The organism is Desulfoluna sp. HI9BLuna, assembly GCF_056829775.1.
Window position 1 is genome coordinate 2040641 of the sequence record NZ_CP186555.1, and the last position, 16162, is coordinate 2056802.

The following is a 16162-nucleotide window of genomic DNA, read 5'->3' on the forward strand; positions in this document are numbered from 1 at the left end:
GGCACTCCGTGACGTTTTTGCCCGGGCGGATATGGCCGCACCCGGCCCCGCTCCCGACCCCATGTCAACACGACCCGACGCCTAACAAGGAGGACCCCATGGACAGCAGCATCAAGAACATCGGCCTTCGCGGTGTGGTTATCGCCAGCACCAAAATCTGCGACGTGGACGGTGCCAACAGCCGCCTCCTCTATCGCGGCTTCCTCATCCAGGACCTGGCGATGGAGACCACCTTCGCCGAGGTGGCTCACATGCTCCTGTATGACAAGATGCCCGACATTCATGAGCTGGTGAACTTCTCCAACCAGCTGGAGAGGAACCGAACCCTGCCCCCCAACCTCATCTGCGCCATGCAGACGCGGCCGGTGACCACGCCCCCCATGGACATCCTCCAGGCCTGCGTCGCCCTCCTGGCACACCACGACGACACCCTCCCCGAAAACAGCCTCCCCCTGGCCCGCAACCGGGCCATGAGCCTCATCGCCAAGCTCCCCACGGTGGTGGCGGCCTGGACCCGCATCCGCCAGAGGCTGGCGCCCATCGATCCGGTGCCGGGCCTCTCCATGGCCGAGAACTTCTTTTACATGATCACGGGCAAGCGGCCGGACCGCCGAGTGGCCGAACTCTTTGACCGGGCCCTTATCCTGCACGCCGAACACGCCTTCAACGCCTCCACCTTCGCCGCCCGGGAGGTGGCCTCCACCCGGGCCCATATGTACGCCGCGGTGTCCGCGGCCATCGGCTCCCTGTCCGGAGAGCTCCACGGCGGGGCCAACACCCGGGTCATGGAGATGCTTAAAGCCATTGGCAGCAAGGAGAACATCCGGCCCTTTGTGGAGGAAAAACTGGAAAAAGGCGAACTTGTCATGGGCCTGGGCCATGCCGTCTACAAAAACGGAGACCCCCGGGTAGAGATCCTGCGCCCCATGAGCAAAGAAGTGGGAGAGCGTGTCGGGGACACCCACTGGTATGAAATGACCGAAGAGCTGGAGCGGGTGGGCAAGGCCCTGTTCAAAGAGAAGAAAGGCATGGAGATCTTCCCCAACGTGGACTTCTACAGCGCCTCCCTCTACCACACCATGGGCCTGCCCCACGATCTCTTCACCCCGGTGTTCGCCATGAGCCGCATGGCCGGATGGGGCGCCCACATCATCGAAGAGCAGTTCGCCGACGAGGCCCACAAGCCTGTTCTCTACCGGCCGGAATCCGAATACATCGGTACCTACTGCGGCCCCGAAGGCTGCACCCTTGTCCCCATGGACAAACGATAATGCAAGGAGGCAACCTGTGATCTCCCTGGACTCCCTGATCCAAGACGTGGTTGTGGACGGCCGTCCATACGCCGCCGTGCATGTGGATGGCCTTGCCGGGGTCTACAGCGCAACCCCTTCCCGGCTTCCCTATTCCCTGAAAATCCTGGCGGAGAACATGGTGCGCAACATCCTCTGGGGACGCCTTGCCCCGGAGAACCTCACCCGGCTCCTCTCCTGGCGTGCCGAAGGGTTTTCCGCCGTGGGCATCAGCTTCTACCCGGCCCGGGTGCTGATGCAGGACTTCACGGGCGTCCCTGCCCTCTGCGATTTGGCCGCCATGCGGGACGCCGCCGTTAAGGCCGGGTTCCCGGCTGAACGGGTCAACCCCGAGGTGCCCGTGGACCTGATCATCGACCACTCGGTGCAGGTGGATTTTTTCGGTATGAAAGGAGCCCTTGAAAAAAACGTGGGCCTGGAGTTCGACCGCAACCGGGAGCGCTACGCCTTTTTGAAATGGGCTCAAAAGAGCTTCGACAACCTGAAGATCGTGCCCCCCAACTCCGGCATCTGTCACCAGATCAACCTGGAAAAACTGGGCACGGTGGCAGCCACCGCAACCCGGGACGGGCGTGCCTGGGCCTTCCTCGACTCCCTGGTGGGCACCGACTCCCACACCCCCATGATCAACGCCCTGGGCACCCTGGGATGGGGTGTGGGCGGCATCGAGGCCGAGGCCGTGATGATGGGTCAACCCCTGTCCATGCGCCTGCCCAGCGTCACCGGGGTGCGCATCTGCGGCGCCCCTGCCAAAGGGGTGACGGCAACGGACGTGGTGCTTTTTATCACCGAGCGCCTGCGCCAGGAGGTGGTGGTGGAGCAGTTCGTGGAGTACTTCGGCCCCTCCCTGTCCGAACTCTCTCTGCCGGACCGGGCCACCATCGCCAACATGACCCCTGAAAACGGGGCCACCGTGGGCCTCTTCCCCGTGGACGAGGTGACCCTGGGCTACCTCAAAGCCACGGGCAGGGACGATGCCGCCCGATTTGCCGAGGCCTACACCAAGGAGACCGCGCTCTTCCACGACCCCGCATCAGAGCCCTCCTACAACCGGGTCATCGAACTCGACCTCTCGGCCATCACGCCCTCTGTGGCAGGTCCTTCCCGCCCCCAGGACCGGATTCCCCTGCCCAAGCTCAAACCCGCCATGGAGGCCGCCTTCGACGGCCGGAAAAAGGGCCGGAGTATCTCCATGGGCGGCACCCTCTGCCGCGTGGAGGACGGCTCCGTGGTCATCGCAGCCATCACCTCCTGCACCAACACCTCCAACCCCCATGTGATGCTGGGGGCCGGGCTCATCGCCAAAAAAGCAGCGGCATTCGGGCTCTCGGTGCCGCCCTTTGTCAAAACATCCCTGGCCCCGGGATCCAGGGCCGTGGTGAAATACCTGGAAGATGCGGGCCTCTTGGCTCCCCTGGAGCAGCTCGGCTTTCACCTGGCGGGCTTCGGCTGCACCACCTGCATCGGCAACAGCGGCCCCTTGCCCCCGGAGGTGGCCCACGTGGTCGAAGAAGAAAACCTCAACGTGGCCGCCGTGCTATCGGGCAACCGGAACTTTGAGGCGCGCGTCCACCAGAAGGTGCGCAGCAATTTCCTGGCCTCCCCCATGCTCGTGGTGCTCTTTGCCCTTGCCGGGCGCACCGACATCGACTTCTTGCACGAGCACATCGGCTGCACCCCCGAAGGCAAGGAGATCTTCATGGCCGACCTCTGGCCCTCCCGGGAAGAGATCGAGGCGGTCGTCAACCGGTGCATCACCCCCGATACATTCACCGCCACCTACGCCTCCCTCTACGATGGGGACGAGCACTGGCAGGCCATTGCCTCGGGAGCGGGCCTCACCTTTGACTGGGACACGGACTCCACCTACATCCGCAAGCCCCCATTTTTCGATGAGTTCTCCCTGACGCTCCCCACCCCGGACACCATCACCGGCGCGCGGGTCCTGGCCAAACTCGGGGATTCGGTCACCACCGACCACATCTCCCCGGCAGGGGCCATTCCCCCAGCCTACCCGGCAGGGGCTTATCTCACCGCCAAGGGGGTGCCCCCGGACCAGTACAACTCCTACGGGTCGCGCAGGGGAAACCACGAAGTCATGATGCGCGGCACCTTCGGCAACATCCGCATCAAAAACGAGCTGGCCCACGGCCGGGAAGGGGCCTACACCACCCTCTTTCCCGAACACGATGAAACCTTCATCTTCGATGCCGCCCAAGCCTACCAGGACCGGGACACCCCCCTTATCATCCTGGCCGGCACCGAGTACGGAACCGGCTCCAGCCGGGACTGGGCCGCCAAAGGCAGCCTCCTCCTGGGAGTCAAGGCCGTCATCGCCCAGTCCTTTGAACGCATCCACCGCAGCAACCTCGTGGGCATGGGCGTTCTCCCCCTGGAGTTCCTTGCAGACGAGTCCGCCCGTACCCTCAACCTGAACGGCACCGAATCCTTTTCCCTCTCAGGCCTGGACACACTGGAAGCCGGAGGCACCCTGTCGGTCCGCGCCCAGAAAGAAAGCGGCCAGGCCATCCTCTTCGGCGTCAAGGTCCGCCTGGACACGGCCAAGGAGGTGGAAACCTACCGCCACGGCGGCATCCTGCCCATGGTGTTGCGTGAATTGCTTGAAAAATAATTTTTCCAACAAAAAAGCCTCCGGCGGCCCTGCCGGGGGCTAAAAAGTCTAATCCGCCTTCGTTCCTGAATCAACAAAGGCTTATCCGTAATAATCGCCATGGAGATACGTATGCACGCCCAACATGTCACAGGGACATGACCATCATCGTCCCCCCACCACGCCCCTTTCACCTCAATGACACCTGTATCAGAATAAACGCCACGTCATCCCATGGAATAGCGGGATATGGCCCCATTTGCTTCTGAAAACGCCACCCCGTCCCCATATCCACCCAGATCATTCTGCCCCCCGACCAAAAACACGCCGTTCCACGCTTGCTTTGCCATACAAACTGTGGTCTCATTCCAATAACTGATATCAAATAAAATAGTATTTACCTTCAAAACATGGAGATCCAGATACCGCTCCATATTGACCCTTTGAATTCGGCACAGCTCACCTGATTATGGAATTGACAAAAGGGGAGGGAGACGCCTGAAAAGGCCAGGGCATGTAGCCCCAGAAAGCATCCCTTTTCACGAGGCAAGCTTCGTCACAATATCAACGGGAGGAAAAAAATGACTATTTTCGCACTGATCGCAAACACCATCCAATTTTTCATCGCTATTCTGATGTTAACACAGCTCTCTTCTCCGTGGAGTGACAGGGACGTCTTTCTAATTTTTATCATGATTGTTGTCCCGGCTCTGAACCTGATGTGCTTTTTGCCTGTTTCGGAAAAGAAAAAGGACAAGAGCGGTTTTATCTCCATGCATTAGAACAGTAAAATTTCCAGATTCTTCACGAGTAAAGGAGAGAGGAGTAAGGTTGGCAATCCCATCCATTGTTCCATGCTGCTAAAAACGGCTTCTCTTATGATGCATGGCTCGGTAAAAGAGTAGAAAAAAATCGTCAACCCACAGGAGGGTTGGCCACCATAGCCTGATAACGACACACACCATTCGAATCGAACCATGATAACAAACACATTTGTGAAAGACCGAGTCAACACCTATTACTGGAAAGACGATTTCAACTGTACAACGACAACGCTAAAAATACTGGCGGAAGCGTTTGAGATCCCCCTTGATGAGCAGGTGATCAGCTCCGCCATTGGCCTGCCCGGTGCCGCTAAACACGGCGCGCTCTGCGGGCTGGTCTCCGGCACCCTCATGTTTATAGGTATCTGGGGAAGAAAACACAGTATCCCGGACTCTGAGATCTCTGATCAGTGCAACCGCTTTTCCACCGCTTTTGAGAAACGCTTTGGCAGCCTGCAGTGCAGCGTCCTGAGACCCGAAGGATTTCACCCCGACAACCCGCCTCACCTCTGCGAGCCCATAACATGTAAGGCCCTTGAGCTGTCCATACAACTTCTCACAAACGTCACCCCATGACACACAGGACACATCAAGGAGAAGCCCTAATCCCCACGCAAAGATAAAACCGAGAAAAACAATAACTTATCGCGACATAGTTAAACCACATTGAAAGCGAATTTCCGTAGCGCCCCCTAATCACAAGCGGCATATCTCGTTTTGCAACAAACACGTTTGAAGAGCGTCAAATATGATCCAAATAAACCCTTATTAAAAATCAATCCTATTCCAACCAAGCACCTTGCCATTTTCTATAGTTACCGTGAAGTTCGGGGACGATGTAGAACACCAGGTAATACGGCCGCTTCTAGCTGGCTCATATTTCCAACTTTCTCGGGCCTTGTTTTTTAAATCTTCTTGTTCAATCTGAGCTGGTCGCCCTATTGAATCAATTAATTGATCTTCAGTCTGGCCTTGCCAAATCATTTTCTTCATTAATTTATCAACTAATTGCTTATCATTATATTTATCCATTAACCGGCCTCTCTTTTTCTCTTCCAAGTTATCACCTACTACATGGAGAAATGTTGAACAAATTAAGAAAACGACAACGCCAAATAAAAAGAAATTCATATAAACCCTATGAGTTAAAAAATAGTTGAGTTACCGTATTTAAATTGAGTTGAGTAAACCGTTTACATGCTTCTGATGAAAAATGGGATATTTCCTTGAACTGGAGCTTACATCCATTTCGTCCGATGGGCTTGCGGGATACGGGCGGGTGCGCCGTGCGCACCGCCCAACGTTCAGAAAACAGCAATAGGGGATCCGTGATGATCGCTATGGGGATGCGTTAGAAAGAAAAGCTGGCGGCTTGCGAGGCGGTGGTCGGTGCGGGAGCCGCACCCTACACTTCGCATCCCGTGGGGCCAGGGTGGCAGCATGGAAAAAGTATCTGGGGGTAGGCTCCTGCATCCGAAAATATGGAGCGAAAGGGACACCAGAAAGCCCCCTTTTACTTGTTTTCTGTCCCACCATGGAACACACCGTCTTCCCGTGCTTCCGTGAGCAGCTTATCATAGAAGGCTTTCAACATACCCCCGGATTGAAAATACGGGCCCATGTACGCTTTCACTTCTTCATGGGTCACGGACAGTTGCCTGTAGGAGGAGTGGGTATGGTTGGTGCACAGGTTCTGGATCAGGGGCATCAGCTTGTCTGCGGATTTGACGATTTTTGCCTCTGCGGTCTCCTGGGCCATGTACTCATCGAACAGGCCGGACAGTTTGGTTCCAAGGGCTACGGGCAGCTGGGAAAAGAGTTTTTTAGCAGCTTTTTTCTCGTTTTCTTCCTTGTCATCGGTGTTGCCCCTGTACGGGTTCGTGTCCCCCGCGTAAATCTCCGGGAGATCATGGATCAGGGCCAACTGAAGGAGTTTCATGCGATCGACACCTTCGAGCTCGTCTTCAATGAGCATGAGAAACAGGGCCAGGTGCCACGAGTGCTCGGCATCGCTTTCCGGGCGATCTGCACAGGTCGTGCGGCATGTTCGCTCACAGGTTTTAAAGGTTTCAACTTCTTTGAGAAAAGCGATGATCTGGTCATATTCCATGTTTATTTTCCTGCTTCTTCTTTCCGGGCCTCTGCACAAAAAGCACTCAGCCCATTATTCGGTCGATGCCTCTTTTTATGGCGGCGGCCAGTCCTTTGGGATTATCCCAGGCCATTGCGTGCCCGGCATCCTCGACGATTTCAATATGGATATGCTCTTTTTTCAAGGTCTCGACGTCTGGGTCTGGAAGCGATTTTTCACCGAAAAAATACGTTTTCGGGGCTTCAAGGGAGTACAGCATCTGACGCCAGCTCGGATTTTGTCCCTCCACCAGACATATTGATTCTTTATAAACGGCCTCAGGAGAACTCACCAATAGACTGGCCGTCCAGTTTTCATTGGGTGAGCCCTTGTTTTCCCGGATCATTTCAGCATGCCCTCCGGCAACATACTCCTCTTCACCATACGATGCGATTTTTTTGCTGTAGTAGCCTCCTCCTGAATCCAGGTTGGCCTCACTGAGTATGATCCCTTTGAGTTGTTTCCCGCACCTGGCTGCAAGGGAGATCGCTATGGCGCCACCCATGCTGTGTCCGTAGACAATAAACCGGTCCACATCCAAAAAACGAACAAACGCTTCAAGGTAATCCACATGATCATTAAGGGAGTAGCCAAAGTGGTCCGGCCTATCGCTGTACCCAGCTCCCAACAGATCGATCAAAATTCGTCTGTGCCCTGCCAGGTCGGGCATTGACGCAACCTGGGGATAATCCAGGGACGAGGTGCAACCCAACCCGTGAATAAAAAGAATCGGTGTCTCGTTGCCTGGTAAATCATGATACCGCATTCGTGCATTCATGTGTTCTATTGGAAATTCTTTCATCGCTATCCTGTACACGCTGCCTTAATCAATGCGTTAACCCGAAGAGACCGTGAAAAAGATACCCATGTATCCTGAAAGCCCCTTTTTTCCGAAACCCATACACAATCATACCCACCAAGCACGTCCGTTAAACCAGCCCCACGATGTGTCTACCCATGTCAGGGTCGGCGCAAAGACAAATCAGCCAAAAACCGATGCGTCCGGCGAGTCGCTGTTTGAAAAAACTCAGCAAAAACGTACCGGCTACCACAGCATTGGGCCAGCCAATATTCTTTTTAAGACCTGTTTGTCAAACCCGGTTTTATAACTCAGGCTAAAAGTTTGGCCCCCGGCAGGGCCGCCGGAGGCAATATTAAATAAAATCAGATATTTTTTACACCAGACTTTATTCTTCAGCATCCCTGAAGTGAAACGACCGCACAAACCCGTCGAACCCAGGCAGGTACCTGTCATAGTTTGCTTTGCTGTTTGACGAATACACCAGCACAGCAAAGGAGTGCTCCGTCTCCACGTACACGATATCCTCTCTGTACCCCCCGTCAATGCCTGAAAAAGTGTAATGCCATGAGGCAATGCACGGAGGCTTTATGGCCGATTTTTTTCTGGTGAAGGCCAGGCTGTGTTGCTGGTTTTTAAAATCGTTGAGGTCCGACTCAATAAAGTCTTGAATTGTCTGGGACCGGTCTGCTTTGTCCCAGGCCTGGGCATAGAGATAGGTTTCGGTCTTGGTCACGGCATGGGCAGGACAGAAAAAAGACAGGAGGTCGAACGCCCGGGCAGAGGGGCTGTCCGATACCCAGCCCTCAGGCGTCCTTACGGTAAAGGCATGGCCGTTTCCATATATAAATTCAAGAGCCGGGCTGTTTTCCCGGCAATAGCCCACGGCAAAGGGGGACAAAACACACATCACCACAGCAACCAGAATCACCTGTTTCATAAAAACTCCCAGAACGTCCGTACCGCCTTAGGACCGGCGCAAAAGTAAAACATACAAAAACAGGCCTTCTATGATTAAAGTCGGATGAACGACAGGGGCAAGAGGGCTCAGGGTAAAAACCAAAAAGATGCCTCCGGCGGGTCGCTTTTTTGAAAAAAGGCTCCGCAAAAAACGTTTCTAATGTGAAAAAGTGGAAATTATTTCGGCGGAGCCTGGAAAGGCTTGCTTAAGACCTGTTTGTCAAACCCGGTTTTATAAATCAGGCTAAAAGTTTGGCCCCCGGCAGGGCCGCCGGAGGCTTTTTTTTCTGATGTTGACTGTGGAAGGCATGGCCTTACAAAAGCACCATTGTCGCTTTGTACAGGATCATACACCCCATGGCCCCCAGGAGGGAAAAGAGGATCTTCCGATAAGAAAAATCCCCGATGAGCCGTGAGATACGGATGCCGATCCAGCCGCCGGAGACGGCAGAGGGAACCGCCACCATGGCAAGGGTGACGGAGGCGGTGCTCTGGAGGCCTGCCAGGGTCTGGGCCGTGATCATGATGATGCCTGCACACATGAAAAAGCTGCCGATGCCTGCCTTGATCTGCTCCTGCTTCCAGCCGGTCAGGGAGGTATAGACAATGGTGGGGGGACCGCCCATGCCGAAGGAGGTACCGATGGCCGACGAGGAGAAGCCCGCAAGGACGCCCCAGTATTTGGAGACCACACGCCGCGACGCGCCTTCGAAGAAGAGGCCCCAGAGGGCGTAGGTGATAAGAAAAATCCCCATGGCGAGTTTCAGGGTATCGCCGGGGAGTTTTTTCATGAGGGTCACGCCGGTGAGGGCACCGGGAAAGGCACCGAAAATCAGCGGTCGCAGCCGGTCCCAGTCTGCGTATTTGCGAAAGGTAAGCCCCATCTGCATGTTCATGGCAAGGCCGATGATGGTTCCGGCGGGGATCGCTATGGGAAGCTCGATAAACTGGGTGGCAAGGGGGGTGGCAACAAGGGCGCAGCCAAAACCGGCGATGCCGTTCACAAGGCCGCCGAGGCCCCAAAACAGGGCCATGATCAGGTAATCATTCATACAACACATCCTAAAAAGGAGAAAAAATCCAACACCCCGTGGCCCAATATGCCATGCAGGGATGACGCTCGACTCTTTACCGTGTTACCGGCCTTTTGTAAATTCTGATCCCAACCCGGATATTACTTGGGAAAATCTCTTTTCCGGATATGTAACAACAAAACAATATTCAGAACACGCCCCTATCACACCTTCTCCAACCTTGACCAGACGAACCGCGCCTCTCTGCAGGGTCAACGCATTTAAAAAATCAGTTGCCTCCGGCAGGACCGCCGGAGGCACCCTTTTCCTTTTTCCATTCATCACCACGCGTAGGTAAGATTGCCCCCTGCCCCCCACTCATCCCCATGGGCATTGAGAGAGTAAAGCACGCCGCCCCGTGCCTGCACACGGCTTGAAAGAAAACTTCCCAGGCCGATACCCATTGTCATGATGTCACTGCCCCGGTTCTGGCCTTCAAAGGTCTGGGTAAATTCCGGGTGGGAGACAAGGGCCATATCGTAGCTGCCATCAGCCCTTTAGATAGCCCATGTCAAAGCGCACCCATGACCGTCAGAGCTTGCCATGGCATGCTCTAGGAGGCCTCCCCTCTTCACCTTGTCCGGGAACAGCGCCTGTGCTAAACCGTTGTATGATCAGGAAGGAAGCACGCACCAAGGCGATTTACTCAACATGTGCCAAGGTCGCTGGAATGCGCTTTTCTGACGTTACGTCCATGCACACCCAACCGGAGGGAACCGAACATGAAAAAGATCGGCATCTTAGGCGGCCTCGCCTGGCCCGCAACCGTTGAATACTACAAAGCCATCTGTGAGTTGAGCCAGAAACACCATGCCGACGCCGGGCTCCCGGGGCCGTCCCCCATGCCGGAGATGTGCATTGAATCGGTGAATATCAACTATTCGTTCAACCGGAGAGGCACCTTTGGTGACGAGGAGTCATGGAAGGCCTACGATGCCTACTTTCATACGGCGCTGAAAAGGCTTGAAGACAACGGCGTGGACTTTGCCATCATTGCCAGCAACACGCCCCACAATCGATTTGATGCCATTACAAAAGGGCTGCGCATCCCGGTGCTCAGCATTTTTGAGGCTGTGGCCGCAACATGCAAGGCCCATGGGGTGTCCGACTGCCTCATTCTGGGAACAGAGCCCACCATGGACTCCGGGATCTTCCCCGGTTATCTCAAACGACACGGGGTCAACGGATTCGCCCCACCTGAAGCGGCCTTGAAAGCCAAGGTAACGGGGCTGCTCTCCGAACTGTTCAAAGGCAAAAGCGACAATGGCAGCGCCCGCATTGATGAGGTCGTCCGTGCGTCCTGTGATCAGACGGAAGGAAAGCAAAGCGTCGTGTGCCTGGCATGCACCGAGCTTCCCCTGGCCTTTGAAGGCAAGGAGCAATGCGAAACCTTCCACCACAATGGTGTTTTCTACCTGAACACCACCATGATCCACGCCAACGCCACATTTCGGTATGCTGTAGAAGGGGAAGGCGCCTGACACCGAACCCAGCTCAAAAATAAAGCAAAAAAGCAATGCCTCCGGCGGCGAGGTGTGCCACCTCGAAAGCAGGTTGCGAATGCGCTTTCCCCTTCGTTCCTCAGGGGAAATCACATTCGCCATTGATTCAGATTAAACTGAATCTATCCTTAAAACCTAACTGTTAAACTCATCGATATAAAATCAGGCAAAAATTTAGCCACCGGAGGCATCTTTAACTTGGCTGCCTCCGGCGTCAAGGCGGGGGGCACCTTGAAACCCTATGGCGAATGCCAACGCCCAAATATAAGTTGTCACTTTCCCCTTTACGGGCAGGGCAACGAGGGGATGACCTTTTCGTGATCAGCAGGGACCACTTTATTGTACTTCACTGCGAAATAGTAATCGGTCCCAGGATCGTACGAACGGTAGGCAGGATCGCCCTCAGACAAGCCATATCTGGTATTGTACGCGCTGATGACCTGCGCAACGTCCACAGAGACGGACTCCACGTCTCCCCTTTTCTGTTTCGGCGCCGGTTCATTGGCCACGTTCAGCGCTGCCCAGTAGTTATTGTACATACCCGGGTCGTATTGGTAGGTTCGGGTCATCTGGTTGAAATTGAGGTTTTCCACCATGGGAACGGGAGCAACCTTGATCTGGTACCCATGAAGCCCGTCCATGGGAGCATTCCACGTGAGGGTGTAGACGGAGCCCTGGCGCGCAACGGAAGCCGCGCTGGAATTTCCCATGTCCACGCGACCGTTGCCCACAGGGGCCACATAGCCTGCGACCACGTTTCGATTGTAGTAGTCATAGATAAATCTTGACGAATAGGGGGAGTAGATCCGTTCTTTGCTTTGCACCACCAGCATCCTTTTGTAATGGGATTTGTACTGTACCAGAAAAGCGTCGTCCCCGGTCATCTCGTACCCTAGGGCCATCAGGAAGGAAAAGGGATACTCCCCACTATCATCGGACTCATTGGCGAGATCCAGGGACAATATGTAGACCTGATGCTCCAGCGGAATGATCTCTCTCAGGCAATGGTAGGCGTCCCCCAAAAGGTAATCCCGAAAGTCTTCATACATCAAAGGATCGTCGAAGTTTTCAGGTTGATACGTCCAGAACGAATTCGGAAAGATATCGTATGCCATGAACACCTTGTTGCATCTGCGGCCCTCCGGACAGTTTCCGGCTTTGCTCATGTAAAAAAAACCACGATCCAGATCCCATCCGTTCTGGTCGATGTCTAAAGGCGTTGCTCTCATGCTCATAAAATTACGGACAATGCGATAAATCTTCTCCCGCCACACCTCCGTACTTGCATAGAGACCAAAGGCCCCGGCACGCCTGAGCGCCCTCGAAAACACGCGGGGATACCCCACGTAAGTGGTCCCATCGTAATAACTCCCTACAGCCCCTTTGCCGGAGCCCTGATCGTAGAGCGTATACTCCCCGTGATCTTTCCACCCGTCCATGAACGACTCATCCCCTGTAAGGAAATAGCCAATGGGGACGGAGATATCATGAGAATGCTCTCTGTCGAAGGGCTTGTAATTAAATGACAGCTTCTCCTGGTCCGGTGGTATAACCGTATTTACATTGGGAAAAAGCTCAGGGCCGTCAGCATAGAAATCAAAATCATCCGCATGCCGTGTCGACCCGAACATTTTATGATGGTCCATGTTCTGGGCAGCCAGAAGCGCCCCACCGTTGCCGGTCTGCAGATAGTGAAGGTACTGGCACAAATTGACATCATACTGATTGGAGCCCCCGGCCTGCCCCCAGGCATAATACCTGCGCATGCTGTCCACATTGGAGATCTCATAGTTTTCAAGCCCGATCTCGGCCAGGAACCTCCGCGTCTCTTCATGGGTCGCGAGCCTCTTTTCGTAATAGACGGCTCCGGTGTCCCTGTAGTGTTGAAATGCCGCCCGCCCGGTGAGGGGGTATTGTATGGCGTAAAAGGTCTCTCTCGGTAACGGGGCATCTTCCTCTTTCGAAAACTCCAGCACCACCTGCCGTTTGTCATGGGCAAAAAAGGCGAACCCGATATCATCTTTTGAGTTCCACGGACTGAAGATATCAATGAACAGATCGCCGTCTTCCTCCATGGTGAACCCAGCCGGCCACATGCCGTAAAGATTTCGGATCCCGCAGTTGATCTGCTTTTCTGACGAGTACATGGCCGCGAACCCTTCGCTGTGGTGGGTCTCGTCCCCGAGGGGGTGGATCACCGCCCCTCCGTTGGCGACTTCAAGGCCCGTATCGGGGACCAGGCGCTCCCGGAGCTTGGAGGCGCCGCCAATGTACTGGATATATTTGTGGCTGCTGTAGCCCTGGTACAGGTATGCGGTTTCGTTGATGGGGCCATGGGATTCCGTCCCCGGGCCGGTGGAAAAGAGATAATTGGGGGCAGAGACCGTGGAGGGCAGCTCAATGCGAATGGACTCGAAGAGCTTCACCGAATAGGAAGCTATCTCGGCGTTTTTGATGATCAGGTCAAGCCTTACTCGGCCGGTGTTCTTGTAAAAATACATGCGCATGGTGTAGCCGAAAAGCCACGGCCCGCTTTCAGGCTTAAGGTGGCCGTCACAGCGGATCACCGCTTTAACGGGACCGTTTTCTTCGATGACCGCTGTGGAGTCATTATCCAAGGCCGACGAGTAGCGGGTTGATCCGCTGACGGCCGTAATCCCACCCGTACCCCGCAAAAACGGGATCCCATCCACAACCACGGAGTCAAACACATTGTAGTTTGTCTTCCTGATCACAAACCGGGCAGTACCCGTATTCACCGTAATACGATCAGAACCGTCCACGGCAAGGTGAGGCCCTGCACTGTTGCCGGAACCATTGGTGAGCCAGATTACCTTGTTGCCGCCTGCCTCAACAGACGCCAGGGTATCCACAAGCACCCACTGAATGGCGCCGTCTGGGTACCTGTGAAGCGCTCGAAATTGATAATCGGATGCCCCCACAAGACCCAGCTCGCCGATGGATCGAACACCATTTGACCTGTCTAAGGGAATGCCGAAGGATGAAATTGCCTGGACTCTTTTTATGCCCGCCACGCCTTCCGGAAGGACCTCATGAACAAGAATCTTAACAGCCGGATTAATACCGCACACCCCTTGAAAAGGTGCCACTCCGGCGACACAGAACACCATGAATAAACAGCACAAGACACGCCCCACCAGTTCACACCGTAACAACGCCATCACCATGCACTCCTAACAAGTTTGATAAATATAAGAAGCCTAAGGATGGGGGGGCGCACCAAAGTATCAGGTCAAATCAGCGTCGTCCGTTTCAATGGCCGCACCGGCAATAGGTGTTCAGATTAAGTATCCTGGCTGCCGCCGAAACGGTAACTCCGTAAAACACAACGGGTTTGCCCCGGTTCAGGAATATCGGCAGGGAACCGTTGACCAGGGTTGAGCCCGTGGCAAAAATCGTATCGCACCAGGAAATCGCGTCTGCCGTCATCTCCGGCGACTCGATAACCACCCCGGAAAACGCGGTGCCTATGTTGCCCTCATCCATGTCCACGGCCCGGACAGTACATTGAGCGGCAAGGTTTTCCAGGAACCGGGGCTGATGCCCCACAAGGAGTACCTTTTGGCCCGGGGCAACGGCTTCTGCCACATGGCCCGCACACTCCATGGGTTCGGCGTCCCTGCAGTGTACCGTCTTCTCGCAGAGGTTCAGGTACCGGTACACTGCGTTGAGCCCCGCCACAAAGCTGGCCCGTTTGCTGTTGGAGTCAAGGGGCATGGTCATCAGGTCGTCCACTGAGTAATCGGCCTGTTCGTACTCATCGGCAAAGGCCTGGCCCTTGGCACCGCCGAACTCCGCCTCCACCATCACCTCCCTGCCCTTGATGATGGGGTAGTCATCGTGCTCGGGTGTTCCGATGGCCTCTTTGGCCGAAAGGGCCTTGCATCTCACCTGGATCCGTTGCCCTGAAAGCTTGTGAGCACTGATCTCCCGCCCTAAGGCAACGCGCAATTCGTCAAATAAGTTCATGGGGATCTCGTCGTCCTTTTCTAAAGATGTCATTCACATTTTCTGCTCGCTTTTCTCTCGTTCCGGGCACTGCATGAAATATCCCGGCTCACTGCGAACCAAATATCTACATTACACAACAAGAGAATTTGTTGCAAACATCAAGCCCAAAAAGAAATGGGACCACCTTTTACAGCCCCACATGACTTGCCCCCACCAACACCTTGTGATAACCATCTGTATATAATAAAGACATCCCCACCCAAAGAAAGGCATGCCCCAAGACAACAAAATCAGACATCATGGTTTTGAGACACCCCTTCACAAAGCAAACGGAGGCATCACCATGGCTGAAAAAGCTCCCGTATTTGATCAGATCAAAAAGGATTATCTCCGTCAGGTGGAGGCCCTTGAAGGGGCCCCGAACATCGCCGAGACATTGGGCATCACCGCCGGTGAAACCACATGGCGTATCCCGTTTTTCGATAGGACATACACCGTGACACCCCATGCCGTATCCGATGAGACTGGGAAAGAGGCCAATCACATCACCTGGGTCGTAGTGTGCAAATACCTGCTGCTGTGCCCCGAAAGCCCGTCCGAGGATGCCTCTTTGGTGACGTACAAAGACTTCAAAGATGCCGTGCCCTATGTGACCGGGTTCAGAAACACGGCGTCCCGCCCCATCTCTGCCCATTTCGAAGGAGCCGTGGAAGCCTTAGAGCAGCAATGCCATACCATCGGTGGCCAGCCCTTTGCCACGGATGTCTCATGCGAGCTCGCCTTTCGCTTCCAGGCCCTGCCCCGGGTCCCTGTGGTTCTCCTCTTTAACGATGCAGACGAAGACTTCCCGGCCCAGGCCACCCTGCTGTTTCAACAAAACGCATCGACCTACCTGGACATGGAATGCCTTGCCATGGTGGGCTCCACACTGGCCGCCCGGCTCAAGGGGGTTTCCCTGGATTACCTGTAACGTCCTCCCG

General features: G+C 54.9%; 15 protein-coding genes. 7 read left to right on the plus strand and 8 right to left on the minus strand.

Annotation, left to right across the window (positions count from 1 at the left end; all coding sequences use genetic code 11):
• Nucleotides 1-98: 98 nt before the first annotated feature.
• The 4 genes from ACOYW0_RS08185 to ACOYW0_RS08200 all read left to right on the plus strand — a co-directional run bounded on the left by ACOYW0_RS08185 (nt 99) and on the right by ACOYW0_RS08200 (nt 5321).
• Complete coding sequence (locus ACOYW0_RS08185; RefSeq protein ID WP_482418036.1) at nt 99-1271, plus strand: citrate/2-methylcitrate synthase; 1173 nt, start codon at nt 99-101, stop codon at nt 1269-1271.
• 16 nt (nt 1272-1287) lie between these two features.
• Nucleotides 1288-3942: an aconitate hydratase AcnA gene (gene acnA, locus ACOYW0_RS08190; protein ID WP_482418037.1), complete on the plus strand. Its 2655-nt coding sequence runs from the start codon at nt 1288-1290 to the stop codon at nt 3940-3942.
• A 560-nt stretch (nt 3943-4502) separates the two neighbouring features.
• Entirely contained in the window at nt 4503-4703 is a 201-nt protein-coding gene (locus tag ACOYW0_RS08195) for a hypothetical protein (RefSeq protein ID WP_482418038.1), read from the plus strand.
• A 195-nt stretch (nt 4704-4898) separates the two neighbouring features.
• Nucleotides 4899-5321 carry a C-GCAxxG-C-C family protein gene (locus tag ACOYW0_RS08200; RefSeq protein WP_482418039.1) on the plus strand — a complete coding sequence of 141 codons (423 nt, stop codon included), beginning with the start codon at nt 4899-4901 and terminating at the stop codon, nt 5319-5321.
• Nucleotides 5322-5513: 192 nt separating this feature from the next.
• On the opposite strand, the gene ACOYW0_RS08205 is transcribed toward ACOYW0_RS08200, so the two are convergent.
• From ACOYW0_RS08205 to ACOYW0_RS08215, 3 genes are all read right to left on the minus strand, one after another.
• A complete protein-coding gene (locus ACOYW0_RS08205; RefSeq protein WP_482418040.1) occupies nt 5514-5804 on the minus strand; it encodes a hypothetical protein in 291 nt (96 codons plus the stop codon).
• 454 nt (nt 5805-6258) lie between these two features.
• Nucleotides 6259-6855, minus strand: coding sequence for an HD domain-containing protein (locus ACOYW0_RS08210; protein WP_482418041.1), 597 nt, complete (start codon nt 6853-6855; stop codon nt 6259-6261).
• 46 nt (nt 6856-6901) lie between these two features.
• Nucleotides 6902-7678 carry an alpha/beta fold hydrolase gene (locus ACOYW0_RS08215; protein ID WP_482418042.1) on the minus strand — a complete coding sequence of 259 codons (777 nt, stop codon included), beginning with the start codon at nt 7676-7678 and terminating at the stop codon, nt 6902-6904.
• Between the two features lie 49 nt (nt 7679-7727).
• On the opposite strand from ACOYW0_RS08215, the gene ACOYW0_RS08220 reads away from it, so the two are divergent.
• A complete protein-coding gene (locus ACOYW0_RS08220; RefSeq protein WP_482418043.1) occupies nt 7728-7985 on the plus strand; it encodes a hypothetical protein in 258 nt (85 codons plus the stop codon).
• A 78-nt stretch (nt 7986-8063) separates the two neighbouring features.
• Here ACOYW0_RS08220 and ACOYW0_RS08225 read toward each other — a convergent pair whose 3' ends face one another.
• The 3 genes from ACOYW0_RS08225 to ACOYW0_RS08235 all read right to left on the minus strand — a co-directional run bounded on the left by ACOYW0_RS08225 (nt 8064) and on the right by ACOYW0_RS08235 (nt 10184).
• Entirely contained in the window at nt 8064-8615 is a 552-nt protein-coding gene (locus tag ACOYW0_RS08225) for a hypothetical protein (RefSeq protein WP_482418044.1), read from the minus strand.
• Between the two features lie 334 nt (nt 8616-8949).
• Nucleotides 8950-9687: a sulfite exporter TauE/SafE family protein gene (locus ACOYW0_RS08230; RefSeq protein ID WP_482418045.1), complete on the minus strand. Its 738-nt coding sequence runs from the start codon at nt 9685-9687 to the stop codon at nt 8950-8952.
• 302 nt (nt 9688-9989) lie between these two features.
• On the minus strand, nt 9990-10184 hold the full coding sequence (locus ACOYW0_RS08235; protein WP_482418046.1) for a hypothetical protein: 195 nt from the start codon (nt 10182-10184) through the stop codon (nt 9990-9992).
• A 246-nt stretch (nt 10185-10430) separates the two neighbouring features.
• Here ACOYW0_RS08235 and ACOYW0_RS08240 point away from each other — a divergent pair, with 246 nt between their 5' ends.
• The gene (locus ACOYW0_RS08240; protein ID WP_482418047.1) at nt 10431-11189 is read left to right on the plus strand and encodes an aspartate/glutamate racemase family protein; all 759 of its coding nucleotides are present in this window, start codon (nt 10431-10433) and stop codon (nt 11187-11189) included.
• A gap of 305 nt (nt 11190-11494) precedes the next feature.
• On the opposite strand, the gene ACOYW0_RS08245 is transcribed toward ACOYW0_RS08240, so the two are convergent.
• Both ACOYW0_RS08245 and ACOYW0_RS08250 read right to left on the minus strand, forming a co-directional pair.
• On the minus strand, nt 11495-14245 hold the full coding sequence (locus ACOYW0_RS08245) for an exo-rhamnogalacturonan lyase family protein (protein WP_482418048.1): 2751 nt from the start codon (nt 14243-14245) through the stop codon (nt 11495-11497).
• Between the two features lie 238 nt (nt 14246-14483).
• A complete protein-coding gene (locus ACOYW0_RS08250; protein WP_482418049.1) occupies nt 14484-15233 on the minus strand; it encodes a Rossmann-like domain-containing protein in 750 nt (249 codons plus the stop codon).
• A gap of 292 nt (nt 15234-15525) precedes the next feature.
• Between ACOYW0_RS08250 and ACOYW0_RS08255 the strand changes: the two genes are divergently transcribed.
• A complete protein-coding gene (locus ACOYW0_RS08255; protein ID WP_482418050.1) occupies nt 15526-16152 on the plus strand; it encodes a DUF3786 domain-containing protein in 627 nt (208 codons plus the stop codon).
• Nucleotides 16153-16162 lie beyond the last annotated feature (10 nt).

Bases quoted from the DNA above. Each gene is read 5' to 3' on its own strand.
- ACOYW0_RS08235 (WP_482418046.1), bottom strand. From the start codon at position 10,184: ATGGCCCTTGTCTCCCACCCGGAATTTACCCAGACCTTTGAAGGCCAG.
- ACOYW0_RS08195 (WP_482418038.1), top strand. From the start codon at position 4,503: ATGACTATTTTCGCACTGATCGCAAACACCATCCAATTTTTCATCGCT.
- ACOYW0_RS08185 (WP_482418036.1), top strand. From the start codon at position 99: ATGGACAGCAGCATCAAGAACATCGGCCTTCGCGGTGTGGTTATCGCC.
- ACOYW0_RS08210 (WP_482418041.1), bottom strand. From the start codon at position 6,855: ATGGAATATGACCAGATCATCGCTTTTCTCAAAGAAGTTGAAACCTTT.
- ACOYW0_RS08250 (WP_482418049.1), bottom strand. From the start codon at position 15,233: ATGACATCTTTAGAAAAGGACGACGAGATCCCCATGAACTTATTTGAC.
- ACOYW0_RS08225 (WP_482418044.1), bottom strand. From the start codon at position 8,615: ATGAAACAGGTGATTCTGGTTGCTGTGGTGATGTGTGTTTTGTCCCCC.
- ACOYW0_RS08200 (WP_482418039.1), top strand. From the start codon at position 4,899: ATGATAACAAACACATTTGTGAAAGACCGAGTCAACACCTATTACTGG.
- ACOYW0_RS08240 (WP_482418047.1), top strand. From the start codon at position 10,431: ATGAAAAAGATCGGCATCTTAGGCGGCCTCGCCTGGCCCGCAACCGTT.
- ACOYW0_RS08215 (WP_482418042.1), bottom strand. From the start codon at position 7,678: ATGAAAGAATTTCCAATAGAACACATGAATGCACGAATGCGGTATCAT.
- ACOYW0_RS08255 (WP_482418050.1), top strand. From the start codon at position 15,526: ATGGCTGAAAAAGCTCCCGTATTTGATCAGATCAAAAAGGATTATCTC.
- ACOYW0_RS08230 (WP_482418045.1), bottom strand. From the start codon at position 9,687: ATGAATGATTACCTGATCATGGCCCTGTTTTGGGGCCTCGGCGGCCTT.